This is a genomic window from Bradyrhizobium sp. CCBAU 51753 (assembly GCF_015291565.1).
Taxonomy (GTDB): Bacteria; Pseudomonadota; Alphaproteobacteria; order Rhizobiales; family Xanthobacteraceae; genus Bradyrhizobium; species Bradyrhizobium ivorense.
Genome location: NZ_CP030037.1, coordinates 8,558,084 through 8,582,175 on the forward strand (window position 1 = coordinate 8,558,084; position 24,092 = coordinate 8,582,175).

Genomic DNA, 24,092 nt, shown 5'->3' on the forward strand with positions numbered 1-24,092 from the left:
AAACCGGTCCCCACTTTTCCGGATCATGCTCTAGTAGGCCGCCGGCGCCGCGATGTTCATCGCCTGGCGCCCCGACCGCAGCGTGGTCACGGCGGGACGCGGCTGCGGCGACGCCGGCCGGTCCGAAATCCGGGTCGTGGTCGGGCCGAGCTCGCGCGCGGCGAGATGCGGCGCGTTCTTCGCCAGCACCACCACCCTGGTGCCGACATCGACCCGGCTGAACAGGTCGGCAACGTCCTCATTGGTCAGCCGAATGCAGCCCGAGGACACGAACTTGCCGATGGTCGAGGGGTCGTTGGTGCCGTGGATGCGGTATTCGCTGGAGCCGAGATACATCGCGCGCGCGCCGAGCGGATTGCCCGGGCCGCCGGCCATGAAGCGCGGCAGATAGGGCTGGCGGCGGATCATCTCGGCCGGCGGATGCCAGTCCGGCCACTCCGCCTTGCGGCTGATGGTCTGCACGCCCGACCAGGTGAAGCCCTCGCGGCCGACGCCGACGCCGTAGCGGATCGCCCGGCCGCCACCGAGCACATAGTAAAGCGCGGTGTTGCCGGTATCGATGATGATGGTGCCGGCCGGCTCGTTGCTGTTGAGCGCGACGGTGGTGCGGCGCAGCCGCTCCGGCAGCGCGCCGTCCTCCGTCCCGGCCGCGGGATCGTTCATCACCTCGTCGGTCGGGAAGCCATCCGGCTGGGTCGAGGCATAGCCGAGCGGGCGGTAGTTCATCTGAGCGCTGGCCGGGCTCGTGACGAACGGTGCTGCGAGCAGGATGCCGAAGGCAAGGGTGCGCGCGGCGCGCGACGCAGGCCGGCGGCGGGAGGGAGACTGCTGTGTCATGTGCTGCCCCTGGAGGGATGCGCATCGAGGTGATGCGATGCCAAGCCAACGCGCCTCGCCGTCCGCCGGTTCCGGCCCGAATCATCGCAAGGCTGCGATTGTCAACCCGCGGCAGCTCACGACTTCGCGACGGAACCTTTCGCCGGGCTGTCTCGTTGTCACCGGCAGTTCGACGCGCGGGGCGATTTCGCGGCGCAGTTGTTGTTCGTGCTCGCGCGGGAGACTTCTGGTGCGCGCCTTTCCGAGTGAACGTCTGCTTGGCAATACGCCCCAAGGTCATTCTGAAGGCACGCCGCTCCCCGACAGCAAGGCCGAATTGCCGCCGGTGATTCGCCGCGCCGAGCTGGTCGCCTTCGCGCTGGTCGCGCTGCTGGTCATCGTCGTCGTCGCGGTGCTCTATCTGGCGCGCGCGTTCTTCCTGCCGATCACCATGGCCTTCATCATCGGCACCATGCTGTCGCCGGCGGCAAGCCTGCTCGAGCGCTACCGGATTCCGCGCCCGCTCGGCGCCGTGCTGATCGTGATCGCGGTCGGCGCCGCCGTCACCTTCATGGTCGGGCTGATCGCCTCGCCGGTGATGGAGTGGAGCTCGCGGCTGCCCGAGCTCGGCGCGATCCTGAGGGACAAGCTGCACGTGTTCGACCGGCCGCTGGCGCTGTGGCAGGAGCTGCAGAGCATGGTCGGCGGTTCCGACACGCTCGCCACATTCCAACTGCCGAAATTCGAATGGGTGCAGCCGACGCTCGAATTCCTGTCGCCGACCTTCACCGAATTCCTGCTGTTCATCGCAACGTTGATCCTGTTCATCGCGAGCTGGAAGGACCTGCGCCGCGCGCTGGTGATGACCTTCAGCGAGCGGCAGGCGCGGCTGCGCACGCTGCGTATCCTCAACGAGCTCGAAGTCCATCTCGGCAACTACCTGCTGACGGTGACGATGATCAATATCGGCGTCGGCATCCTCACCGGCGCGATCTGCGCCGTCACCGGCATGCCGAATCCGGCCGGCCTCGGCGCGCTGGCCGCGGCATTGAACTTCGTCCCGATCATCGGCCCGGTCGCGATGTTCGCGGTGCTGGTTGCAGTCGGAATCATCGCCTCGCCGACCATCGGCGCCGGCTTGATCGCACCGGCCTGCTTCACCGTATTGACCTTCATGGAAGGCCACTTCGTCACCCCGACGATCGTCGGCCGCAGGCTGTCATTGAATGCGCTCGCGGTGTTCCTGGCGTTGGCGTTCTGGACCTGGCTGTGGGGCCCGATGGGCGCCTTCCTGTCGTCGCCGCTCTTGATCGTGGGGCTGATCGTCAAGGAGCATCTGATGCCGGTCAATTCGCCGCAGCTGCCTGAGGAATAGAAAGCGTTTTCGAGCGAGGTGGACAGCCCTTGGCGTGAAGAACACGCGTCGAACGGCAATGGCTGGTTTCACGCAAGGAACATTGCCCGCGGCGAAACGTTTTCTCGGCAAGCACGCGAGTTCTCCGGGAGCTTTCGATGTCGGACAGCGTATTTGGGATCAGGAACATGACGGACAAGACGACCTACGATCGCCTCGAGAAGGATGTCATCGCGGTGAAGAACGACATTGCCGCGCTCACCGAGCAGATCACCGACGCGCTCAATTCGTTTGCCGGCAACGCCGGCAAGCAGGCGCGCCGCCGCCTCAACGAGGCCCGCAGCAACGCGGAATCCAAGCTCGACGACATGTCGGAACGCGGCAGCGCGATGATGGGCGCGGCGCAGGACGCGGCATCCTCGATCGAGGAGTCGCTGGAAGAGGTGATCGCGCAGCGGCCGCTCGCGACCGTCGGCCTTGCGCTCGGCCTCGGCTTTTTGATCGGCCTCACCTGGCGCCGCTAAAGCGTTTTCCAGCGAAGTGGATGCCGGTTCGCGTGAAGAAAACGCGTCAAAACAGGAATCTAGAGCTCCGTTCCGATTCCATCGGAACGGTAATAGCGCTAGAGCGTTTCGAGGCAAGGCACGGCGATGCTCCAGCGGCTGATCAATGACGTCAAGGACTCCGCCGGCAGCGCGCTGCGGCTGACCTCGCTCGCCGGCGCGGCCGCGATCGCATTGTTCATCACCATCGCCTTCCTGTGCGCCGCCGCCTTCGTGTTCGTGCTGGAGCATTACGGTCCGGTGGAGGCGTGCCTGGCCGGCGCCGCGCTGTTCTTCGTGGTCACGCTGATCGCCGCCGGCGCCTTCATGGCGCGCCGGCGCGAGATGCGGCGGCGCGCCGAACGGGCCGCGAAGGCCACCGCCGCCGCGGCGCTTGCCGATCCGGTGATGATCGCGACCGGCCTGCAGATCGTCCGCGCCATCGGCGTCAAGCGGCTGATTCCGATCATCGCCGTCGGCGGCCTCGCGCTCGGCCTGATGGCAAGCCGCAGCGCCACCGCGAGCGAGGAGCCGGCGGAGGAGGAATAGCGGACGACATCGAATTTGTTGCGCCACTCGGATTGCTTTGTCGCACCTACTTTCCAGCTGAGATGTGAGGTGAGCACGCCTCTCAGGCTCCCTCCCCCCTTACGGGGGAGGGTGGGGAGAGGGTGCCACACAGCGAACTCTCTCAGCGCGAACGAGGCATACTCGTCGTTGCGAGATTGACCTTCACATCATCAACTCGTCCGGGGACACCTCTCCCCAGTCCCTCCCCCGCAAGGGGGGAGGGAGCCCATCCGCTGGTGCTTCCCTCACTGGCGCGGTTGGTTCTCCCGCGCTACTGCGAGATCAGCTTGCAGTTACCCTCCTCGAGCGGCTTGAAAGCTTCGGCCGCCGGCGTCGTCGCGAGGATTTCGTAATAGTCCCACGGCCGCTTCGACTGCGCCGGGGTCTTGACCTTGGCGAGATACATGTCGTGGATCACCCGGCCATCGGGACGGACCTTTGCATTGGCGAACAAGGGATCCTGGATTTCCATGCGCTTCAACTCGGCCACCGCCTCGAGCCCGTTGTCGGAATTTTTGGCGGCCACCGCGGCGAGATACGACCGCACGGTCGAATAGACGCCGGCATGGTTCATGTTCGGCATCTTGCCTGATTTGTCGAAGAAGCGCTTGCTCCATGCCCGCGTCGCGTCGTTCAGGTCCCAATAGAACGCCGTGGTCAGCAGCAGGCCCTGGGCGGCGCTGAGGCCGAGCGAGTGCACGTCGTTGATGAAGATCAACAGCGCCGCCACCTGCTGGTCCTTGCCGCCGATGCCGAACTCGGCGGCCTGCTTCAGCGCATTGACGGTGTCGCCGCCGACATTGGCGAGGCCGATGATTTTTGCGCCCGACGTCTGGGCCGACAGCAGATAGGACGAAAAGTCCGACGTGTTCAGCGGGTGCTTGACCGATCCTAGCACCTTGCCGCCGTTCGCGGCGATGACCCGCGATGCCTCGCTCTCCAGCGAGGCGCCGAACGCGAAGTTGGTGGTGACGAAGTACCAGCTGCTGCCGCCGGCGCGGGTGACGGCGCGGCCGGTCGAGTTGGCGAGCGCGTAGGTGTCGAACACCCATTGCACCGTGTTCGGCGAGCACGCTGCCCCGGTGAGGTCGGTGGTTGCCGCGCTCGACGGCAGATAGGCAACGTTGGAGCCGCGCAACAATTCGTTCAGCGCCAGCGCGACCGCCGAGTTCGGCACGTCGACGATCGCGTCGATGCCGTCGACGTCCTTCCAGCGCCGCGCGATGCTGGAGCCGACATCGGCCTTGTTCTGATGATCAGCGGCCAGCAGCTCGACCTTGATCGACGGATGACCGGCCCGGAAGTCGTCGATCGCAAGCTGCGCCGCGATCACCGATCCCTGCCCGGTTGCATCAGCGAACAGGCTGGATTGATCGTTGAGCACGCCGATCTTGACGACGCCGCCGGAAATTTCCGCCCGCGCCGCGCCGCTCAGCGTCCATAGGCAAACCGCGGCCGCAACCAGCTTCACACCTCTCATCACGCGTCCTCCTTGGTTGATGACCGGCGCCTTGTCTCGGCGCCGGCGGCCTCGAAGGATTAGCCCGATGAGAGGATCAGCCCTTGCGACCTCCTCTCGCGGAATTCGAGACCTTCTTGCTTGGGATCAGGGCTTTGTCGATCGGCACCCGGCTCGAATGGTTATGGGAGAGAACAAGCCGGTTCAGAAATTCGAGAAACGTCTTCTGCTCGGTGACATTGAGCGGCGCGAGGATCCGCTGCTGCACGCGCTCGGTGGCGTCCTGGATCTCCGCCAGCAGACGTTCGCCCGCTGCGGTTGGAAACAGCAGCTTGGCCCTGCGGTCCTCTTCGGAGACCTGCCGCACCACCAGGCCCTTGGCCTCCAGACGATCGATCACGCCTGAGATCGTCGTGCGATCGAAGCCGATCGCATTGGCGAGCCGGAGCTGATCGATGCCGGGATAGACCGAGACCGCGGCGATCGCGGCGTACTGCACAGGCGTGACCTCGAACTCCGCGGTCTCCTCGAGGAAGATCGATACCGCCATCTGCTGCAGCCGCCGGATCAGATGGCCGGGCTTGCGATGCAGCAGCAGGTCGATGTCGAGCGCCAGCGGCTCGGCGTGAGTCTTTCGCTTCATGATGGATCCGGTACGCGGTTGCGATTTGATCGTGTTGTAGCACGGCGTCTCACCTCCCGCGAAAGAACCGAAGCGACCATCAACAGATTGCAATCTGGCAAATGATCAGTATTATGTCAATCCGTATACTGATCAATTGGGAGAGCGGCATGATCGTCGTCGTCGGGGGTGGCATTGGCGGGCTGGCCGCCGCGTTGGGGCTGGCCAAAGCGGGGCACCGGGTCACCGTGCTGGAGAAGGCGCCGCAGTTCGGCGAAGTCGGCGCCGGCCTGCAGCTCGGCCCGAACGCCAGCCGGATGCTCGACCAGCTCGGCGTGCTCGACGCCGTGCATCGTTCGGCGGTGTTTCCGGGCCGGCTGACGATGTGCGACATCGCCGACGGTAGCCAGATCGCCGAGCTCGACCTCGGAACATCGTTTCGCGACCGTTACGGCTATCCCTACCTCGTGATGCATCGCACCGATCTGCACCAGGCGCTGCTCGACGGCTGCAGGGCCAATCCGGCGATCTCGCTCAACACGGCGTGCGACGTCGTCGGCGTCGCGAATGAGCGCGACGGCATCATCGTAAGCTGCGCGGACGGCCGCACGCTGTCGGCCACGGCGGTGATCGGCGCCGACGGCATCCGCTCGGTGATCCGTACCAAACTGATCGATGACGGCGAGCCGATCGATTCCGGCTACGTCGCCTATCGCGGCGCGGTGGCGATGACCGAGATGTCGGAGCATGCCGGCCTCGACAATGTCGTGCTGTGGACCGGCCACGAGATCCATCTCGTGCAATACCCGGTGCGGCGCGGCGAGCTCTATAACCAGGTTGCGGTGTTCAGGACGCCTGTCGGCGCCGATGACAGCGAGCCGGCGAAGATCTCGGCCGAGCTGGACGAGCGTTACGCCTGGACCTGCGCGCATGTGCGGCGGGCAATCCCGACCGTCGGCCGCGCCCGGCGGTGGCGGCTGTACGACCGCGCGCCCGCGGGCGGCTGGGTCAAGGGTCGGATCGCGCTGCTCGGCGACGCGGCGCATCCGATGCTGCAATATCTCGCGCAGGGCGCCTGCCAAGCGCTGGAAGACGCGGTATGCCTCTCCGAGCAGGTCGCCCGCCACGGCGACCGCATCGAGGACGCCTTCCGCGCCTATGAAGCGCTGCGGGCGCCGCGCACCGCGCGTGTGCAGACCAACGCCCGCATCTTCGGCGACATCATCCATGCCGACGCCGCCAACCAGTTGACAAGAAACGCGCTGCTCGCCACCACCGCCCGCGACGATTTCCGGTACGTCAACTGGCTGTATGGGCACGCGGTGTCGAGCCCGGCGGCGCTGCCGATTGGGTGAGGGGGCGAGGAGATGCGTTCGTCATTGCGAGGAGCGATAGCGACGAAGCAATCCATCCCTCCCCGAGCTGAGGCATGGATTGCTTCGCTCCGCTCGCAATGACGCGGGTAGGCCACGCCAAAATCCATCACCGTCATCCTGAGGAGCGCGCACTTGCGCGCGTCTCGAAGGATGAATCGGCCCCGCTGACGCCGCACGGAGGAAGCCGGGCCGTCGATCCTTCGAGGCTCGCAAGGGCTCGCACCTCAGGATGACGGGACTAGCAGTAGCGCACACCTTGCTTTCGCAAGGACGGCACTGGAGAGTGGATGCACAAGCACCCATCTCCCCGTCATCCTGAGGTGCGAGCCTCTTCGGCGAGCCTCGAAGGATGAATCGGCCCGGCTGCTAGCAGCCGATCCTTCGAGACGCCGCTTCGCGGCTCCTCAGGATGACGGGGCAAACAGCAGCGACCAGCCCTCAGTGCCCCGCCGGTCCGTTGCCGCGCTGCTCGCGCCAGAGGCCGACCTTTTCCAGTACGGCGCGATCGGAATAGCTGAACAGGACTGCGTCCTCCGAAGCTTCGAACGAATACCAGGTCCAGTTCGGCGCAACGAAGATGTCGTTCTTCTTGAAGGAATAGAGCTGGTCGCCGATCTTCACACGGCCGCTACCCTCGGCGACGACGAACACGGCGCCCTCGGTCGAGCGGTAGGGCAGCGAACGAAAACCCTGCGGCAGCAATTGCAGGAAGCTTGCGATCGTCGGCAAGGCGTAGTCGCCGTTGAGCGGGTTGGCGTATTTCAGCTTGATGCCGTGCACAGTATCCCAGTCGCCGCCGCGGCGCAGCTTTTCCAGCGCCTCGCGCGAACGGGCATAGGGATAGCTGAACACCGGCGAATGCAGGCTGGATTTTGGCGCGTCGACCGGCAGCAAGCCGGCGCCGAAGCGGGCGGCGGAGTCGTCGGGCTGACGCTGCTCGGGATAGCGCGGCGCCTCATAGTCCTCGCCGAAGGTTGCGCCCAGATGATTGACGAAGGGGATGTCGAGCCCGTCGAGCCAGATCATCGTGCCGTCGCTCTCCTTGCCGTGATCGTGCCAGCACCAGGCCGGGGTCACGATGAAATCGCCGGGCGACATCGCGGTCTTCTCGCCGTTGACAGCGGTGTAGGCGCCGCTGCCCTCGACGACGAAGCGCAGCGCCGACTGGGTGTGGCGATGCGCCGGCGCGACCTCGCCCTGCTTGATCAGCTGCAGCGCGCAGAACAGCGTGTGCGTCGCGCCGCGCGGCAGGCTCGGATTGTTCAGCACCAGCACGCGACGCTGCGCCTCCTCGGCCGAGATCAAATCCGCCGCCTCGATCAGGCTCGGCCTGATGTCGGCGTCGTAATCCCAGAACGCCGGCGCAAAGCGCGGCCGCGGCTCGTCGGGCACCGCCTCTGACATGATGGTCCAGAGCGGCGTCATGTGTTTCTGCGCAACGCGGGCGTAATAGGCGGCGCGGCGGTCGCCTCCCTCTGCGGTCATCGTCTCACTCCGAAATGTGTTGCATACTAATAATCAGTATACTATCTATTTGACATCGGTCAACGCCGGCGCTGCTGCGGCGCCGTCATCACGCGGGAGGAATGCGCATGAGGATCTGCCGTTTCAACGAGGACAGGCTGGGCGTCGTGGCCGGCGACGATGTCGTCGATGTCAGCGCAGCGCTCGCAGCGTTGCCGCAGCTGAGCTGGCCGCTCGTGCCCGGCGACCATCTGATCCGCAACTTTGCCGGCCTGCGCGGCGCGATCGCGCAGGCGATGACGACCGGCCCGCGTTATCCGCTTTCGAGCGTGCGGCTGCTGAGCCCGGTCGCCAATGCATCGAAGGTGATCGCCGCACCGGTCAACTATGCGCTGCACCTCGCCGAGGCGCGCGCCGATGCCGGCGTGAACTTCGGCAGCGACATCAAGACGATCGACCATTACGGGCTGTTCCTGAAGTCGTCGACCTCGGTGGTCGGCGCCGGCGAAGGCATCGTGCTGCCCGATCTCGAGCGGCGGATCGATCATGAGGTCGAGGTCGTCGCCGTGATCGGCAAGGAGTGTTGGCAAGTCAGCGAGCGCGACGCGCTCGACTATGTGTTCGGCTATTGCATCGGTCTCGACATGTCGGTGCGCGGCACCGAGGACCGCAGCTGGCGCAAATCCTACGACAGCTTTACCGTGCTCGGGCCCTATCTGGTGACCGCGGACGAAGTCGCCGACCCCGGCAATCTCGACCTATCGCTCGCCGTCAACGGCACGCAGCGCCAGTCGTCGAACACCAGGGCGCTGATCTTCAGCATCCCAAAGCTGATCGCCTACGCGTCGGCCGGCTACCGGCTCTATCCGGGCGATGTGATCATGACCGGCACGCCGGAAGGCGTCGGCCCCGTCGTTGACGGCGATCTCGTGACCAGCAGCGTGACCGGTCTCGGCACCATGCAGGTCAGGGTCGTCTCGTCGCGCAAGCGCTCCGCCGCCTGACCATGGCGCGGATCGAACGGGCGACCGCCGAGCTCTTCACCTACAGGCTCGATCGCGCCGTCGGCGGCTCCGGGGTCGCCGCGGTCGACGTCATCATCGTAAAACTCGCCGATGCCGACGGCGCGGAAGGTCTCGGCTTCTCCTATGTGCTCGGCGGCAACGGCAAGCTTGCGCTGCTGGCGGCGGAGGATCAGCTCGCGCGCTTCGTCCGTGCAAGAACCCCTGCTCCGCCGCGCGCGGCATGGCAGAGCATTGCGGCCAGTTTCAACCGCAGCGGGCCCGGCCCCAACCTGATCGGGCTCGCCGCCATCGATGTCGCAATGTGGGATTTGCATGCGCGACGCTGCGGCGTGCCGCTGGGCGTCGCGATGGGCGGCGAGCCGCGCGCGGTGCCGGTGTATGGCAGCGGCGGCTTCAACACCCAGCAGGCACCGGAAGAGGCAGCCGAGGCTGCATCAAGCCATGTGGCGCGCGGGCTGCGCGCGGTGAAGCCGCGGGTCGCGGGCGCCGCGAAGGATGCCAAGGTCATCGCCGCGGTCAGGGCCGCGGTCGGCGACGAGGTCGCGCTGATGGCCGACGCCAACGAGAAATGCGATCTGGTCACGGCGCGCCGCTTGCTGCAGCTCGCGCGCGACCACGGCGTGCTGTTCGTGGAGGAGCCGCTGCCGTGGTCGCTTGCCGCCTCCTACGCGCGGCTCGACGCCGCCGGCCTCGTGACGCTCGCGGCCGGCGAGCACGCGCAGGATCACCGGCAGCTGCTCGCCATGATGCAGCCGGGGACGCTCGGCGTCGTGCAGCCGGATCTTGCGATGATCGGCGGGCTGAGCCCCGTGATGGACATCTGCGTGATGGCCGAGGCGCTCGGCACCGCGGTCAGCCCGCACTTCCTGCACGGGCTGTTCGTCCATCTCGCCGCGGCCTCGCCCGCGGTGACCTGGCTGGAAGACTTTCCGCTGCTGGAACCGCTGTTCGATGGCTGGCCCGACATCCGGTCGGGATGCGCGATGATGACGCAATCAGCCGGACATGGCCTGCGCCTGTCCGGCTTGAGCGAGCAGCTTCTGAAGGGTTAGTCGGGCAGCAGTACCGTCAGGTGATGCAGCGGCCGGGCTGCAGCAGCTTGGCGACGTCGGTCAGCACGCTGACGACGGGCTCGCAGGCGACCTTGCGGACATCTCCGGGCTTGGCGCGCGCCGGCGTCGCCGGGCGGTTGCGCGCCTCTTCCCTGGCGGGAACGCGGATCAGCACCGAGGTGTCCGGCAGACCGCCGGGCTTGAGCGTAACGGTCTGGCTCTTCAGGGCGATTGCGGGAACCGCGGCGCGGTCGGCCTTCGCGGCACGGTTGACGGCGCTCTCCGGCGCGGCGGCGGTTGCGGTGAGCCGACCGCCGACAAGGTCATGGCCGGACGCCAGTTGGACCGCACCGAGCGTGGCGCCGGCCGCGAGCACGACGAGAATTCCCTTTTGAATCTGTGACATGGTGATGTCCCTCGCCCCGTGAAGAATTCCCTTGGCGATCCCGGACACAACGCGAACAAAACCGCTGCGGTTCTCGCGCCCCGCCATCACTTAACCGTGTACAAAAATAATTTTCACCCGCGCGGAACGAGTCCGGGGGGATCGGAGTCATTTCGGCAGCCGGTTATTCCCCCTGCCCCATTGACCGGTGACGTAGGGCGCGACCGTGGTGATGCCGGTCGCGCCCTGCTTTTTTGCGCCCGGCTTTGGCCCGTTGCGCCGCCCCCGGACACCAGCAAGACCTCGCCTGCGCATCAATCAGCAATCGCGCTGCAACGGGATCAATCGCACTGGGGCGGCGCGCGGTCGGTTGCGCCACCGTTGCCGCCATGCCCAAGCCTCCGACCGGTACCGTCACGCCAGCGTCCATCGTCGAAGCGATGAAGGCGGCAACCCATGGGCCATCGGGGATGCGTGCGAGCTTTGCCAGGGGCCAATGCGTCCGCGGCACCTATCTGCCGTCGGACCGGGCGAAGGAGATCACCAAGTGCCGCAGCTTCACGACGCCGTCCCGGGTGCTGGGGCGCTTCGCGGTGGACGGTAACTCAGGGGCGGCCGACGCCGACCGGCGGATGCTGCGCGGCTTCAGCTTCCGGCTCGGCAGCAATGGTCACCGCTCGGATATCCTGACCCAGAGCGCGCCGGTGCATTATGCAAGGACGCCCGCGCAGATGCTGGGCTTCCTCGAAGCGCGCATGCCGGGACCGGACGGCAATCCGGATCCGGCGAAGGTCGCGGCATTCTCCGCCGCCAATCCCGAGACGCTGCATCAGGCCGACCATGTCGGCGCGCGGCTGCCGACCGCGAGCTTTGCCGGCACGACCTATTGGGGCGTGCACGCCTTCCCGGCAACCAATGCGAAAGGCGAGACGCGGTTCATCAAGTTCAAGGTCAGCCCGGTCGGCGGCGATCTCGTCCTGACCGAGGACGAGGCCAGGGCGAAGCCCGCCGACTTCCTGCACGACGATCTCAAGATCCGGATCGCCGCGGGCGATGTCCGGTTCAGCCTGATGGCGCTGCTCGACCATCCCGGCGATCCGGTCATGGACGTCACCATCCGGTGGCCGGACGAAGAGCATCGCGAGGCGGTGCGGCTGGGAACGATCGTGATCACCCGCGTCGCACCGAACGACGCCTGCGACACCGCATTGTTCGATCCGGCCAACCTCGCCGAGGGCATCGGCCCTCCGCCTGACGAGATTTTTGCTGCGCGCAGCACCGCCTACGGCCTGAAGCTCCTTGTTTGAGCATGATGTCTTCGGAAAACCGCTTCACACTTTTCCGCATCATGCTCCTGGGCGGGCGTGACTGATCAGGTCTCGGGCTCGGGCCTGCCGTAGGTCTCGCGGCGCCAGACGCCGGGACTGACGCCGACGGCGGCGGAAAACACCCGCGTGAAGTGGCTTTGATTGGCAAACCCGGCCGACATCGCGATTTCGGCCAGCGCCAGGTCACGCACCGCCAGCAACTGCTTGGCCGCCTCGATGCGCTGGCGCAGCAGCCACTGATGCGGCGGCAGGCCGGTCGAGATTCGAAACGCGCGCGAGAAGTGGCTGACCGAAAGCCCGAGCTCGGCCGCGATCTGCTGCAGGGACATGCTGCCGCCGAGGTCGGATTCGAGCCGCTCACAGGCCCGCCTGAGCTGCCAGGGGGCGAGACCGCCGCGGGCCAGTTGGCCGTCGCGCTGCAGTCCGCCGTAGGTCCGGGTAATGTGCGCGGTGAACGCGAGCATCATGTGGTCGATGAAAAGCTGATTGGTCTCGGAAGGCCGGCGCAGCCCTTCCAGCAAGGCCGCACCGATGTGGCGCATCACCGCATCGTCGTGGCCGGTGCCGAACTGACAGACGAGCTTATCGATCCGTCGCGCGCCGGCCTGCCTGGCGAAGCCGTCGAGCGCGGACTGCGGCAGATAGAAGTGAACCGAGTGAAACGGCTTGTCGATGACATAGCGCGGATCGCGCTTGAGGTCGTACAGGTACGTCGTGCCGGTTCGCACGTCGGTCTTGGTGACGCACTTGCCGTTCTCCCAGAGTTCGCACTCCGGATAATCCTGCAGTTTCAGGCTGACGAGATAGGCATCGTCGGCGAGCGAGCCGGACAAACCGGGCACCGGGTTGTGATCCCAGGCTTCGGTCGCCGCGAGCTCGGCGCCGCGCAGCGAACGGGTGACCAGCGAGGCCGGCGCGTCGCGCATGTGCAGATACTGCCCGACCCTCTGTCCGAAGTTGCCCGGCTGAAGCATGGAGACTGATCTCATCCGTGAGGACTGCGCGGCTGATCTCATGGCCTGTACGCGGTCACCGCCATTATCCGCGATAGGCACCCGATGGTCCAGCTTTGACGTTTCGCGCGCGGCAATTGTGACAGGGCGCGGCGGAACAATTTTCACAGCGATTTCAACGTGCCCCCGTGACCGCCGCGCGGATCGCCCGGCGATGCTGACGGACTTCGGCGAGCCAAGACGCCGCACCCGTTGCTCGAAGCAGATTCAGGCAAAACGGGCCGGCTTTGGGAAAGACCCCGTAATTCTCCGCGCCTAGAACACCCAGCGCAATCTCGCCGCGCCGACCGACATGCCCCGCTCGCCCGAAGCAACAGACTTCGCGCCAGCCCGAGAAGCCATGCCCGACGGCGCCGCGTGCATGTCCTCTCACTGCGAGCACAAGCTCATGACCAAGCCGAACCGGCACGATGCTGCGGAATATTTGCCGGGCGCACACGAGGCGCCTCAGACCGCCACGCCCAACAACGAGCATCGCCACGCCGATGCCGAGATGGCGCGCGTGCTCGGGACCACACCATTCCGCATGGCGCTGGACTCCTCCGGCGCCGGAATCGCGCATTGGAAACATGAACCATTGCACGACATCGTCGAGCCGATGACCCACCACGTCATCATGGCCTACAACGGCACGGTCCAGCACATGGAGCGGCGGACCGGACGACAGGTTGCGATCGGGACGTTTCGCCCCGGGGTCGTGATCATCATTCCGGAAGGCTCGAGCTCCCGCTGGGACATTCCGAAGCCGGTCGACGTCGTTCAACTCTATCTTCCGCACAAGACGCTGGCGCGCGTCGCCGACGAGGCCGACATCGCCGCACCGATCGATCTGCTGGAGCGGACCGCGCATCCCGACCCGGTGACATCCCGGTTGCTGATCAGCGCCGCGGACGTCATCGATGGCACCGAGGCGCTGGATACGCTGTTCAGGCAGCAACTGACCGACCTGCTGGCCACCCGGCTGCTGGCCGCGCACACTGGCGCACCATCGACGCCCCGGCCGGCCACCGGCGGCCTCGCGCCGAAGACGCTGCTGCGCGCCATCGAGCGCCTGCGCTCGGACAGCGATGCCGACGTCTCGCTCGCGGCGCTGGCGTCGGATGCCGGCCTGTCGCGTTTCCACTTCTGCCGCGCCTTCAAGGAGAGCACCGGACTTTCGCCGCATGCCTGGCTGCGCCAGCACCGGCTCGAGCAGGCCATGAACATGCTGCGCGATCCAGACACATCGATCGTGTCGGTGGCGGCCGAGCTTGGCTACGCCTCGCAAACCGCGTTCGCCGCGGCGTTCAAGCGGTTGACGGGTGAAACCCCGACCGATTGGCGCCGCCGCATGCGCTAGCCGCGGCAGGACTAGCGGATCGCGATCGCCACCGCGAGGATGATCATAAAGAGCATGCCTGTCGCGACGACGGCGCTAACCGCCCCCGCGGTGATCTTGGCATGATCGCTCCGGCTCCAATCGTCCCAGCGTTTCAGCGTCCTCTCCGTCGTTCACGGCTTCCAGATAGAGCCGGGATCTACTTCCGCAAGCTCGCCCAGACGCCGCCGAGGATCAGCATGCCGCCGACCAGGTGGATCAGCCGCGGCGGCTCGCCGAGGATGATCCAGGACAGCAGCGCGCTCGCGATCGGGGCGACGTAGAGCACCAGCGACGTGCGCACCGAGCCGAACTTGCCGCCGAGCCAGGCAAAGCCGGCATAGGCGATCAGGCCGGGCACCAGGCCCGCGAACACATAGGCCTCATAGGCCCTGGTGTTGAAGACTGCCGCCGGCATGGTCCACATCTCGTGGATCGCGATCGGCAGCGAGCACAGCGCGCCGGCGGCGGAGAACAGGCTGACGCGGGCGAGCAGCGAGGCGCCGGGGGAGACGCGCGACTGCATCAGCGTGTAGCCGGACCAGCCGAGCATCGCCAGCACCACCAGCAAATCGCCCCACGCCGCGCTCGACTGGGTCAGCGTTTCCAGATGGCCGCCCGAGACGATCAACAGCGCGCCGGACAGCGCAAGGCCGGTGCCGAGCCATTGCAGCGGGCCGATATGCTCGATGCCGAGCGCCGCCGAGATCAACAGCACCATGATCGGCGACAGCGCGAAGATCAGCGCGATATGGATCGCCGTCGTCGTGATGCCGGCGACATAGACCGGACCGCCGCACAGGAACATGCCGAGAAAGCCCGCGACCAGGATCGGCCAGGCGTTCTGCGCCAGCGGGATTTTTCCTTCGCGGATCGCGGCCAGCGCAAACGGCGCGAGCCCGATCGCGATGATGCTCCAGCGGAAGAACGCCAGCGAGAACGGCGGCACCGAACCGGCGAGGCCGCGCGCCAGCACCTGGTTGGAGGCCTGCCCCGTCGCGACCAGAATGAACCCGATCAGGGCGATGGCATCCTGCCAGCCGGCGGCGGGCGGCTTTGCACTGGAGGCCTCCGGCAGCTTCGCGTTCATGATCAACGTCCTGCCCTAACGATCATGCGCCATTTCGATCTCGGCCGACGATTTGGAAAGTCGAGCGTCAGGCTCCGCCTCACCTCGCCCCGCTTGCGGGGCGAGGGAGCGCGCCGCTCTTGCGGTCATTGCTCCGCCGCCTCGCGCTCCATGTCGCGGCCGGAGAGATCCTCGCCTTGCATGTTGGCGTATTCGCGCGCCATCTCCCGCATCAGGAATTTGGCCGGGACGTCGTGATAGCTGCCGTGGTCGTTGACGTATTGCATGTAGGCGCGCCCGGCGCCGTCGAACGGATGCAGCAGCGCATCGGCGTGGCCGTCGAAATCCAGCGGCGCGACGCCGAGCTTGGCGCACAGCGTGTCGTTGAAAGTCGGCGTCGCCTTGCGCCAGGCGCCGTCGACGAACACCTCGGTGAAGCCGTGCCAGGTGAACAGGTCGGTGCTCATGCTCGCGCGCAGCTTCTCGGTGGTGAGATGGTTGCGGACATCGGCGAAGCCGACCCGCGCCGGGATGCCGTGAACGCGGCAGGCGGCGGCGTAGAGCGCGGCCTTGCCGACGCAATAGCCGTTGCCGGCGGCGAGCACGCTGGAGGCGCGAAAACTCTCCGGCCGGCGCATGCTGACATAGGGATTGTAGCGGATGCCGTCGCGCACCGCGGTGTAGAGCCTGGCTGCCCTATCGCGCGGGCCGGCATCGGAGGGGACGGCGGCGCGCGCGAAGGCTTCGACGGCGGGATGGTCGCTGTCGATATATTCGGCGGGCTCGGTGTAAAGGCGGCTGATGGTGGCGGGGAGCATGTCGGTCATGGCGCAAGACTACCAAGTCACCCGCGCGGTTCAATGCAGGAGTTGCGCGCCGTTTTCCGGATCATGCGCTAGTTCCGGAAGCGTTCGTCCCATTGCGGCGGCCGGTAGCTGCGCCGCTTCGCCTTGAGATATTCGCGCGCGAAATGGATCGCCACTCCGATCAGGAACGGCGGCGCGAGCGCGATCGCGAGCATGGGCGCGCTGATGGAGGCGGGCGTCAGGATGTCCAGCACCATCGACGCCAGCAGCCAAAGCGTGGCTGCGATCACCGCGACGTCGACGTATTTCATCCCCCGGACTTTCCCTTTCCACTTCCCTGGGACCTCCAGGCCCCTCGGGCCTGGTCTCCGGGTTCCATCCTACCGGCTGGTCCCGCCGACGCCAAGGATTCCGACCGCCGAACCGCGCATCCAGCCCTTCACTTTTTTGGAACGGCGGCGGCGCGGGCCACGTTGGCTTAGGAGGGAATGGGCGCGGAGGCTGATCATGGGCAATTGCAACGATATCCATAGCGGTGTCGACCATCCCGCCAGCCGGAACGGCGTCAATGACCCCGTTGACGGGCTCGACGTCAGGCGGGCGTTCAACGACAACCAGACGCCGCACGAACGCGCGCAATGGGCCGCCGACGTCCGCGCCTGGGCCTCGCCGAAACGCGGCGAGGATTTCTTGCCCGAGGGCTTGCGGCGACGGCCGACGCCGCCGCTGAACCCGCGCACCGGGCGGCGGGCAACGGATTAGAGGCGCGCTCAGCCAAATCCCGAAAAACAACCCCATGCAAAGTAGCCGGTCGGGCAAATCAGCGGTATTATTTTATTATTCCGAAGCCGTGCCGGGCGCCGCTGAGCGCACCGGGAAACAACAGCGCGCTACGCCACAAGCGCCCGCACCAGCAATAACCCGGCGAACAACGCGAGGATCGAAAGTGCGACGGACGCTGCGATATAGCTCGCGGCCGCCCACAGCTCGCCGCGCTGCATCAGCACGATTGCATCGAGCGAGAACGTCGAAAAAGTGGTGAAGCCGCCGCAGATGCCGACGGTGAGAAACACCCGCACGGTCTGGCTGACGCTCCAGATCAGCGCGAAGGATTCGGCAAACACCCCGATCAGGAACGAACCCGCGATATTGATCACCAGCGTTCCCCAGGGAAATTCGGCGCCGACCAGGCGGCCCGCGCCGATCGCCACCAGATAGCGCGCGACCGACCCCAGCGCGCCGCCGATCGCGACCGCCGTCAATGAGAGTGAAGAAGGAAGATCCGCCATGCTTTCGCCCCTTCTCGTTCGCGGGCGCGGTGGCGGTTCGGTTGGCACATGCTCCTACCGACGCTATCGCGCCCGGTAGGAGTCATCAGCCTTGCGGCGGTTATCGGGGGAACTCCATCCCCATCAACGCCGGGGATGCTAGGGCACCGCAGCGGCGGGAGCAGTGCGCCCGCCGCTGCAAGGCAGTTCATGCCGGCCTTACGTGCGTTGAGAATAGATCACGCGTTGGCCGACAGCATCGCATTCAGTTCCATTGCGGTCCGCAACTGCTCGATGCGTGCGGCCACCGAATTGCGCGCGTCGCCCTCCGGCAGCCGTGCGAGTTCGCCTTCAAGCCGCACGCGGTGCTCGTCAAGGCGCTGCTCGAACGTGTGAGGCTCAGATCGCTTCCGCTTTTGAATCGTCTTCTGCATCGTCCACCTTTGGCGGTTGGAGACCGGGACTGTTGGCCCAGCGGTCGAGTTGCTCGATGACCTGCGCATGACTTGGACGCTTCGGCTTTGGAGCGTCCGGTTCCTCGGACAGTTTGCGCGGCAGATTGATTCGTGAGGCATTGGATGTCCTCCCGCGTAAATAAGATTCGGCGCGACGAATCGTTCCGATGAACAACAGATAAATGATTGATTTTGCTTGACAATATTGCTAACTTGACCTTTTTGTCGACGCTTGAGGAACCGACCCTGAAGTGGTTCGTTTAGCAAACTACTCAACTGACTAAGATTGGGTGGTCTGCGATGAATGAGCTTCGTGCCGAGCGCCTCCAGGTCATGCTGTCGCCCGAGGAACTGGCCGCCGTCGACGATTTTCGCTTCAAGCACCGCATGCCGACGCGCGCCGCGGCCATCCGCGAGCTGCTCAGGCTCGGGCTTGGCGGCGAGGCCACCGATGCCACGGCTGGGGCGAAATCCAGCGATTATGGGGTGTTCGATCGGGGCCCCGAGGGGCACACGGAGGCGGCTGCGTCCGAGGATTGACCGTCCGCACGGACGATGGTTCGGGATGGCGCCGGGCTCAGGCCGCGCCGACCAGCATGTCCACGATGCCCTTCAGGACGCTGACCACCAGCGCCGATGAAAATGTCGCGGTGCCGAAATCCGCGAGATAAAGCAGCTGCGCCTTCTGCTCCGCATCAAGCTGCGCGATCGCCTTGCGCATGGCCAAACTCCCTTTTTCAGAAGAACGCGCCGCGCCGATCCCGGTTCCGACCCGCCCCGCCCTCCTGGCCCCATCAGGCGCGCTGCAGCGCCAGCGTCACGCCACCGAGCGTCAGCACCATCGCGCCGATCTCGCGCAGCCCCAAGGGCTCGCGGAGGATGATCGCCGCCGACACCACGCCGATCACCGGCACCAGCAGCATGCCTGTGGATGCGGAGGTCGGCGGCAGCCGGCGCAGCGTCTCGAACCAGGTGAGATAGCAGATGCCCATCGGCATCAGCGTCATGTAGGTCAGGCAAAACAGGCCGAACGGCGTGATCGCCGTGTAATTCGGCTGCTCGAACAGAACGCCGAGCACGAGCATCACCAGGCAGCCGATGCCGACCTGCCAGGCCACCACGGTGAGCGGCGGCATCGGCAGCGGCTTGCGGTTCAGGACGTTGCCGAGCGCGAACAGGGTGGCACAGGCGAGCGCCAGCGCAATGCCGGTGAGCTTGTCGGCGCTGAACGCAAAGCCGCCACCGCCGAGCAGGAGCGCCACGCCGGCTGTGCCGAGCACCAGCGCGGCGCAGTCGCGCAGCGCCGGGCGGATGCCGAGCGCCGGCCAGGCGAACAGCATCGCCCAGATCGGCATGGTGTAGGCCAGCAGCGCGCCCTCGCCGACGCTGACGAATTTCATCGCCATGGTGCCAAAGCCCATCCAGGCGAAGACATTGGTGAAGGAGGCGAACAGCAGCCGCGGAACGGCCTCGCGCGGCACCGCGAGCGACTGCCCGCGGGCCAGCGCCAGCGAGCCCAGGATCAGCGCGGCGCAGGTGCCGGCCAGCCCGCGCGCGAACAGCGGCGGCCATTGCTGCAGCAACAGCTTCATCAGCGGCCAGTTCAGCGCCCAGCCGAACGCCGTCACCACCAGGCAGAGGAAACCGATCGATCGGTCGCGTTGCGTCGTGTCCATGGCCTGCGCTTAGCAGGCCGAGATGCGCGATTCCACGCCGCACGGCGCATGCTCCACCGCGGCAAACGCGCGAACCGGCCCGCGAGGGCGGCGCCGTCAGGCAAACGTGCCGATCGTGATCCGCGGCCAGCTCTCGCTTGTCCGGGCGGTGGCGAGCCTGGCGATCCAGGCGTCGATCAGGCTCGCGATCAGGAGCCGGCCGGTGCCGCGCATGTCGGGCAGTTTCATGGTCGGCGTGCCGAGCGTCAGCGCGACCACGCCATGAACCGCCGCGAGCAGCGCGGTCGCCAGCCGTTGCGGCAGGCCGGGCGCAGGCTCGGCGCCATGCGCCGCCAGAAATTCCCGCACCGAGATCACGAACAGCTCGTAGCTGCGGCGGGCGATCTCGGTCTCGCCGAAATAGACGCCATCGGGAAAGCGGCGGTCCTCGATGGTGCCCGACATCGAGAACAGCGAGCGGAAGTGGTCGGGATTGTCGGCCCAGTAATCCAGATAGGCTTCCATCACGCGCCGCAGCCGCTGATCGCTGTCGGCGGTGTTGGCGCGTATCCTCTCCAGCCGTTCGGCGACCGCCTCGAGGTTCTGCTGCTTGACTGCCAGCAGCAGCAGCAGCTTGGTCGGAAAATATTTGAGGACGGTGCCCTTCGAGTAGCCGATGGCATCGGCGATCTTCTGGATCGAGACCGTTTCCAGCGTGCCTTCGGCGAACGCCTTGCGCGCGGTATCGAGGATCAGCGCCTTCAGCGCCTCCTTGTCGGCCTCCTGCCGTGCCCGGCGTTGAAACCGCCGTCCGCCGCTTGACCGCTCCGCGATCGACATTGCCATGCTCCCTCGCGCCTCCATGCCGCGTGTCCGTCCGGATGGCAACCCCGGCCCCCTTGCCAGCCACGAGTTAATTGACTATGGTCAATTAACTGTCTAACAGACAAATGACCAGACGGGAGGATCCGATGAGCAGTCTTGCCGGTGAGGTTGTCCGCAGCGATTTCGATCCGTTCAGCCCTGCGGCGCGGGCCGATCCCTACGGCACTTACGCCGAGCTGCGCGCTGCGGCGCCGGCCATTCGCCTGACCAAGTACGACATCTGGGCGGTGCCGCGCTTTGCCGAGGTCAAGACCATCTTCGGCGACCACGTCAATTTCAGTAACGCCGGCGGCGCCGGGCTCGCCAACCACTTCAAGGAAAAGCCGTGGCGGCCGCCCAGCATCGTGCTGGAGGCCGATCCGCCGCTGCACACCCGGACCCGCGCGGTGCTGGCGCGGATCCTCTCACCGGGCGCGATGCGGCGGCTGGCGGACGAGTTCAAGGCCAAGGCCGTGACCTTGGTCGACGGCCTGGTTGAGCGCGGGTCGTTCGATGCGATCGGCGATCTCGCCGAGGTGTTTCCGGTCAGCGTGTTTCCCGACGCGCTCGGCATCGATCAGGAGGGCCGCGAGAATTTCCTGACCTATGGCGCGATGGTGTTCGCCGGCTTCGGGCCGGAGAACGACTATTTTCGCGCGCTGATGGCGCAGGCGCCGCGCGTGCTGCCATGGGTCGCGGCGCGCTGCCAGCGCGAGGCGCTGCGGCCGGGCAGTTTTGGCGCGCAGGTCTACGAGGCGGCCGATGCCGGCGAGATCAGCGCGGAGGAAGCGCAGCTGCTGGTGCGTTCAATGCTGTCGGCCGGGCTCGACACCACGATCAGCGCGATCGGCATGGCGCTGTACACGCTGGCACGCCATCCCGACCAGTGGGCGCTGCTGGTCGCCGACCCCTCGCTCTCGCGCGCGGCATTCGACGAGACGTTGCGCTTCGATTCGCCGGCGCCGTTCGTCTTCCGCACCACGCCGCACGAGACCGAGATCGCCGGCGTCAGAATCGGGCAACACGAGAAGGTGCTGCTGCTGCTCGCCTCCGCCAACCGCGACGACACGCGCTGGGAGCAGGCCGACCGGTTCGACATCACGCGGCGGCTGTCCGGGCATGTCGGCTTCGGCGTCGGCATTCACGGCTGCGTCGGCCAGATGGTGGCGCGGCTGGAGGCCGAGGCGGTGATCGCAGCGCTCGCCGCGCGCGTCAAGCAGATCGAGATCGCGGGCGACGTCGCGTTGCGCGACAGCACCGGCCTGCGGGCGCTCAGCACGATGCCGGTCCGCGTGACGCCGAAATAGGACCCTCGTGCGTCACGCGCAGCATAAAGAAAACCGGCGCACCTTGCGGCACGCCGGCTGTAGTTGACCAGCCTACGTCAGTTCAACGGGTCATGCCGACGCCGCGCGCGGCGTGCGGTTGCGCGAGTTGCGCTGGAAGAACAGCGCCTGACTCGCCACCGCCGACACCATCGCCGGCTGGAACGGCTTGGAGATCAGGAACGCCGGCTCCGGCCGCTCGCCGGTCAGGAAGCGTTCGGGATAGGCGGTGATGAACACGACCGGCACCTCGAAGGTGCGCAGCAGCTCGTTGACCGCATCGAGGCCAGACGAGCCGTCGGCGAGCTGAATGTCGGCGAGGATCAGGCCGGGCTTCTTGTTCTTGGCGAGCGCCACCGCATCGGAATGGGTGCGCGCGACGCCGATGACGTTGTGGCCGAGATTCTTCACCAGGCTCTCGAGATCCATCGCGATGAAGGTTTCGTCCTCGATGATCAGCACGTCGGTGGCGATCTCGGCGGCCATCTCGCGGCCGGCGGCATCGGTGAGCTTGCGCGTCTCGGCGATGTCGATGCCGAGAATGTAGCCCACCTCCTCCTCGGAAAAGCCTTCCAGCGACAGCAGCAGGAAGGCCTGGCGCGGCAGCGGCGTGATGTTGGACAGCCGCCGCTCCGGCGGCAGCGACAGCGTCGCCACGTCGGCGTTGTCGTTGTTCACCGAGACCGAATTCCAGATCTGGGTGAACAACCGGAACAGCCCGGCGCGCGGGCCGTGGGTCTGGTCGAGCAGCGATTGATCCTGCAGCAGGGCCTCGAGCATGGCCCCGACATAGGCGTCGCCCGACGCCTGGTTTCCGGTCAGTGCGCGGGCATAGCGGCGCAGCAGCGGAAGATGTTCAGCAACGACCTGCGATCGGGACATTCCCACTCCATCCTTGTTCATGAGGCCAAACGGCCTGAAACGCGTTGGTGACCACGGAGCAATCACCGAGTCCTGGGGCCAACGTCCTGGACCAACGAATTCCAGCGCATGGCCGGTTCCCCGGGCGTCCCCGGTTCCCTGCATGCCCGACTACGCGCGAGCGGCAAAAAAGTTCCAAGAAATAGTTCCCGCATTTCGGAACTTTCTGCGCAACTTTGCATTAGCTCCTGACCGACGAGCGACGCGGCCAGCCTCTTTTTTCGAGGAAGCGACTTGAAAATCAGAGACTTAACCTCCCGGGGAAGCGTGGATCAGATCATGAAGGAAGTAAAGAAGCAGGGCGGTCTCAACGCCGAGATTCAGTCCAGAATCGGCCACCAGCTTCGCGCCATGTACGATGACGTGGTGCGGCAGGGCGTGCCCGACCGCTTTGCGGAGCTGGTCCGCAAACTCGACGGGCCCGAGGCTGCCGCGGCGGCCGTCGCCGGGGGCGATACTGACAAGAACAATGGAGGGGACTAATGCCTCTCACGAATGAACTTCGCGACGACATCCTGGCGTCGGTCCCGAGCCTGCGTGCCTTCGCGATCTCGTTGTCCGGTAATGGCGACCGCGCCGACGATCTGGTGCAGGAAACGCTGCTGCGCGCGATCGCCAATATCGACTCGTTTCAGCCGGGCTCCAACCTGCCGGCCTGGCTGTTCACCATTCTGCGCAACCTGTTTCGCTCCGACTACCGCAAGCGGCGACGCGAGGTGGAGGACGCCGAGGGCAACTACGCCAAGACGCTGAAGAGCCAGCCGTCGCAGGCCGCGCATCTGGAGTTCGAGGAATTCCGCGCCGCGCTCGACAAGCTGCCGCAGGACCAGCGCGAGGCGTTGATCCTGGTCGGCGCCTCCGGCTTCTCCTACGAGGACGCCGCAGCGATCTGCGGCTGCGCGGTCGGCACCATCAAGAGCCGCGTCAACCGCGCGCGATCCAAACTCTCCGCGCTGCTCTATGTCGACAGCGCCGAGGACTTTGGGCCCGACAACACCGTGCGCGCCGTGATCGGCGGCAACGGCGGCTAAGCGCGCAATCCGCCGAAAACGATAAAGGCGGCCCGACCAGGGCCGCCTTTATTGTTTCGGTGCAGCTTGGTGCGCCGGAGCATGATGAGATTAGGTTGAGCTGGCGCGGCACGGAGGTTCACCTCTCCCATTGAGAGAGGCATCGGCCGCCTTTGGCGGCCGTCCTTAAGGACGCCGAAGCGAAGCTTCGGCTATGGCGAAGCGCCGGGTGAGGGGTTACGGTCTCTCGTTGGAGCTGGAGCCCTTCACCCGATTTGCTGCGCAAATCGACCTCTCCCCGTCGGGGAGAGGTGGATCGAGCCCGCGGTCAAACCGATTCAACCTAACTTCATCGC

Annotated in this window: 28 protein-coding genes and 1 riboswitch; of the genes, 13 read left to right on the top strand and 15 right to left on the bottom strand. The window is 66.2% G+C overall.

Going from position 1 to position 24,092, the window contains the following annotated elements; all coding sequences use genetic code 11:
- Positions 1 to 30: 30 nt before the first annotated feature.
- On the bottom strand, positions 31 to 837 hold the full coding sequence (locus tag XH93_RS39340; RefSeq protein ID WP_194471559.1) for a L,D-transpeptidase: 807 nt from the start codon (positions 835 to 837) through the stop codon (positions 31 to 33).
- Positions 838 to 1,066: 229 nt separating this feature from the next.
- Here XH93_RS39340 and XH93_RS39345 point away from each other — a divergent pair, with 229 nt between their 5' ends.
- From XH93_RS39345 to XH93_RS39355, 3 genes are all read left to right on the top strand, one after another.
- Entirely contained in the window at positions 1,067 to 2,191 is a 1,125-nt protein-coding gene (locus XH93_RS39345) for an AI-2E family transporter (RefSeq protein ID WP_194471560.1), read from the top strand.
- A 137-nt stretch (positions 2,192 to 2,328) separates the two neighbouring features.
- Positions 2,329 to 2,694, top strand: a complete 366-nt coding sequence (locus XH93_RS39350; protein ID WP_139480255.1) for a YqjD family protein — start codon at positions 2,329 to 2,331, stop codon at positions 2,692 to 2,694.
- 126 nt (positions 2,695 to 2,820) lie between these two features.
- Positions 2,821 to 3,261 carry a hypothetical protein gene (locus tag XH93_RS39355; protein ID WP_194471561.1) on the top strand — a complete coding sequence of 147 codons (441 nt, stop codon included), beginning with the start codon at positions 2,821 to 2,823 and terminating at the stop codon, positions 3,259 to 3,261.
- 292 nt (positions 3,262 to 3,553) lie between these two features.
- On the opposite strand, the gene XH93_RS39360 is transcribed toward XH93_RS39355, so the two are convergent.
- Together XH93_RS39360 and XH93_RS39365 are read right to left on the bottom strand one after the other, a co-directional pair.
- The gene (locus tag XH93_RS39360) at positions 3,554 to 4,762 is read right to left on the bottom strand and encodes an ABC transporter substrate-binding protein (protein WP_194471562.1); all 1,209 of its coding nucleotides are present in this window, start codon (positions 4,760 to 4,762) and stop codon (positions 3,554 to 3,556) included.
- Positions 4,763 to 4,838: 76 nt separating this feature from the next.
- Positions 4,839 to 5,384 carry a MarR family winged helix-turn-helix transcriptional regulator gene (locus tag XH93_RS39365; protein ID WP_194471563.1) on the bottom strand — a complete coding sequence of 182 codons (546 nt, stop codon included), beginning with the start codon at positions 5,382 to 5,384 and terminating at the stop codon, positions 4,839 to 4,841.
- Between the two features lie 149 nt (positions 5,385 to 5,533).
- On the opposite strand from XH93_RS39365, the gene XH93_RS39370 reads away from it, so the two are divergent.
- Positions 5,534 to 6,718, top strand: a complete 1,185-nt coding sequence (locus XH93_RS39370) for an FAD-dependent oxidoreductase (protein WP_210340428.1) — start codon at positions 5,534 to 5,536, stop codon at positions 6,716 to 6,718.
- 459 nt (positions 6,719 to 7,177) lie between these two features.
- On the opposite strand, the gene gtdA is transcribed toward XH93_RS39370, so the two are convergent.
- Positions 7,178 to 8,224, bottom strand: coding sequence for a gentisate 1,2-dioxygenase (gtdA, locus tag XH93_RS39375; protein ID WP_194471565.1), 1,047 nt, complete (start codon positions 8,222 to 8,224; stop codon positions 7,178 to 7,180).
- 107 nt (positions 8,225 to 8,331) lie between these two features.
- Here gtdA and XH93_RS39380 point away from each other — a divergent pair, with 107 nt between their 5' ends.
- The gene (locus XH93_RS39380; RefSeq protein WP_194471566.1) at positions 8,332 to 9,207 is read left to right on the top strand and encodes a fumarylacetoacetate hydrolase family protein; all 876 of its coding nucleotides are present in this window, start codon (positions 8,332 to 8,334) and stop codon (positions 9,205 to 9,207) included.
- Between the two features lie 2 nt (positions 9,208 to 9,209).
- Positions 9,210 to 10,280 (top strand): mandelate racemase/muconate lactonizing enzyme family protein, encoded by a 1,071-nt coding sequence (locus XH93_RS39385; RefSeq protein WP_194471567.1) that lies wholly within the window; start codon positions 9,210 to 9,212, stop codon positions 10,278 to 10,280.
- 16 nt (positions 10,281 to 10,296) lie between these two features.
- Here the strand turns inward: XH93_RS39385 and XH93_RS39390 are convergent, their stop codons facing one another.
- A complete protein-coding gene (locus tag XH93_RS39390) occupies positions 10,297 to 10,686 on the bottom strand; it encodes a hypothetical protein (RefSeq protein ID WP_194471568.1) in 390 nt (129 codons plus the stop codon).
- 368 nt (positions 10,687 to 11,054) lie between these two features.
- Between XH93_RS39390 and XH93_RS39395 the strand changes: the two genes are divergently transcribed.
- On the top strand, positions 11,055 to 11,972 hold the full coding sequence (locus XH93_RS39395; protein WP_194471569.1) for a catalase: 918 nt from the start codon (positions 11,055 to 11,057) through the stop codon (positions 11,970 to 11,972).
- A gap of 65 nt (positions 11,973 to 12,037) precedes the next feature.
- On the opposite strand, the gene XH93_RS39400 is transcribed toward XH93_RS39395, so the two are convergent.
- Positions 12,038 to 12,967: a helix-turn-helix domain-containing protein gene (locus XH93_RS39400; RefSeq protein ID WP_194475511.1), complete on the bottom strand. Its 930-nt coding sequence runs from the start codon at positions 12,965 to 12,967 to the stop codon at positions 12,038 to 12,040.
- Between the two features lie 427 nt (positions 12,968 to 13,394).
- Between XH93_RS39400 and XH93_RS39405 the strand changes: the two genes are divergently transcribed.
- Positions 13,395 to 14,345, top strand: coding sequence for an AraC family transcriptional regulator (locus tag XH93_RS39405; RefSeq protein WP_194471570.1), 951 nt, complete (start codon positions 13,395 to 13,397; stop codon positions 14,343 to 14,345).
- Positions 14,346 to 14,523: 178 nt separating this feature from the next.
- Here XH93_RS39405 and XH93_RS39410 read toward each other — a convergent pair whose 3' ends face one another.
- The 3 genes from XH93_RS39410 to XH93_RS39420 all read right to left on the bottom strand — a co-directional run bounded on the left by XH93_RS39410 (position 14,524) and on the right by XH93_RS39420 (position 16,549).
- Positions 14,524 to 15,453 carry a DMT family transporter gene (locus tag XH93_RS39410; RefSeq protein WP_194471571.1) on the bottom strand — a complete coding sequence of 310 codons (930 nt, stop codon included), beginning with the start codon at positions 15,451 to 15,453 and terminating at the stop codon, positions 14,524 to 14,526.
- Between the two features lie 125 nt (positions 15,454 to 15,578).
- Positions 15,579 to 16,259, bottom strand: coding sequence for a transglutaminase family protein (locus tag XH93_RS39415; protein WP_194471572.1), 681 nt, complete (start codon positions 16,257 to 16,259; stop codon positions 15,579 to 15,581).
- A 68-nt stretch (positions 16,260 to 16,327) separates the two neighbouring features.
- Positions 16,328 to 16,549, bottom strand: a complete 222-nt coding sequence (locus XH93_RS39420; RefSeq protein ID WP_139480269.1) for a hypothetical protein — start codon at positions 16,547 to 16,549, stop codon at positions 16,328 to 16,330.
- Positions 16,550 to 16,745: 196 nt separating this feature from the next.
- On the opposite strand from XH93_RS39420, the gene XH93_RS39425 reads away from it, so the two are divergent.
- Positions 16,746 to 17,000, top strand: coding sequence for a hypothetical protein (locus XH93_RS39425; RefSeq protein ID WP_194471573.1), 255 nt, complete (start codon positions 16,746 to 16,748; stop codon positions 16,998 to 17,000).
- A 128-nt stretch (positions 17,001 to 17,128) separates the two neighbouring features.
- Here the strand turns inward: XH93_RS39425 and crcB are convergent, their stop codons facing one another.
- Positions 17,129 to 17,527 carry a fluoride efflux transporter CrcB gene (crcB, locus tag XH93_RS39430; protein WP_194471574.1) on the bottom strand — a complete coding sequence of 133 codons (399 nt, stop codon included), beginning with the start codon at positions 17,525 to 17,527 and terminating at the stop codon, positions 17,129 to 17,131.
- A gap of 69 nt (positions 17,528 to 17,596) precedes the next feature.
- Positions 17,597 to 17,658: riboswitch (Fluoride riboswitch) on the bottom strand.
- Between the two features lie 87 nt (positions 17,659 to 17,745).
- Complete coding sequence (locus XH93_RS39435; protein WP_194471575.1) at positions 17,746 to 17,940, bottom strand: hypothetical protein; 195 nt, start codon at positions 17,938 to 17,940, stop codon at positions 17,746 to 17,748.
- A 321-nt stretch (positions 17,941 to 18,261) separates the two neighbouring features.
- Between XH93_RS39435 and XH93_RS39440 the strand changes: the two genes are divergently transcribed.
- On the top strand, positions 18,262 to 18,501 hold the full coding sequence (locus XH93_RS39440; RefSeq protein ID WP_194471576.1) for a hypothetical protein: 240 nt from the start codon (positions 18,262 to 18,264) through the stop codon (positions 18,499 to 18,501).
- 37 nt (positions 18,502 to 18,538) lie between these two features.
- Here the strand turns inward: XH93_RS39440 and XH93_RS39445 are convergent, their stop codons facing one another.
- From XH93_RS39445 to XH93_RS39455, 3 genes are all read right to left on the bottom strand, one after another.
- On the bottom strand, positions 18,539 to 18,682 hold the full coding sequence (locus XH93_RS39445; protein ID WP_194471577.1) for a hypothetical protein: 144 nt from the start codon (positions 18,680 to 18,682) through the stop codon (positions 18,539 to 18,541).
- A gap of 73 nt (positions 18,683 to 18,755) precedes the next feature.
- Positions 18,756 to 19,637 (bottom strand): DMT family transporter, encoded by an 882-nt coding sequence (locus XH93_RS39450; RefSeq protein ID WP_194471578.1) that lies wholly within the window; start codon positions 19,635 to 19,637, stop codon positions 18,756 to 18,758.
- Positions 19,638 to 19,733: 96 nt separating this feature from the next.
- Positions 19,734 to 20,462 (bottom strand): TetR/AcrR family transcriptional regulator, encoded by a 729-nt coding sequence (locus XH93_RS39455; protein WP_194471579.1) that lies wholly within the window; start codon positions 20,460 to 20,462, stop codon positions 19,734 to 19,736.
- Between the two features lie 125 nt (positions 20,463 to 20,587).
- On the opposite strand from XH93_RS39455, the gene XH93_RS39460 reads away from it, so the two are divergent.
- A complete protein-coding gene (locus XH93_RS39460) occupies positions 20,588 to 21,787 on the top strand; it encodes a cytochrome P450 (protein WP_194471580.1) in 1,200 nt (399 codons plus the stop codon).
- Positions 21,788 to 21,877: 90 nt separating this feature from the next.
- Here XH93_RS39460 and XH93_RS39465 read toward each other — a convergent pair whose 3' ends face one another.
- The gene (locus XH93_RS39465) at positions 21,878 to 22,687 is read right to left on the bottom strand and encodes a response regulator (RefSeq protein ID WP_139858121.1); all 810 of its coding nucleotides are present in this window, start codon (positions 22,685 to 22,687) and stop codon (positions 21,878 to 21,880) included.
- A gap of 318 nt (positions 22,688 to 23,005) precedes the next feature.
- On the opposite strand from XH93_RS39465, the gene XH93_RS39470 reads away from it, so the two are divergent.
- Both XH93_RS39470 and XH93_RS39475 read left to right on the top strand, forming a co-directional pair.
- A complete protein-coding gene (locus XH93_RS39470; protein ID WP_172626643.1) occupies positions 23,006 to 23,209 on the top strand; it encodes a NepR family anti-sigma factor in 204 nt (67 codons plus the stop codon).
- The gene (locus tag XH93_RS39475; RefSeq protein ID WP_066515735.1) at positions 23,209 to 23,757 is read left to right on the top strand and encodes a sigma-70 family RNA polymerase sigma factor; all 549 of its coding nucleotides are present in this window, start codon (positions 23,209 to 23,211) and stop codon (positions 23,755 to 23,757) included. Before XH93_RS39470 ends, XH93_RS39475 begins: the two co-directional genes overlap by 1 nt.
- Positions 23,758 to 24,092: the final 335 nt, after the last annotated feature.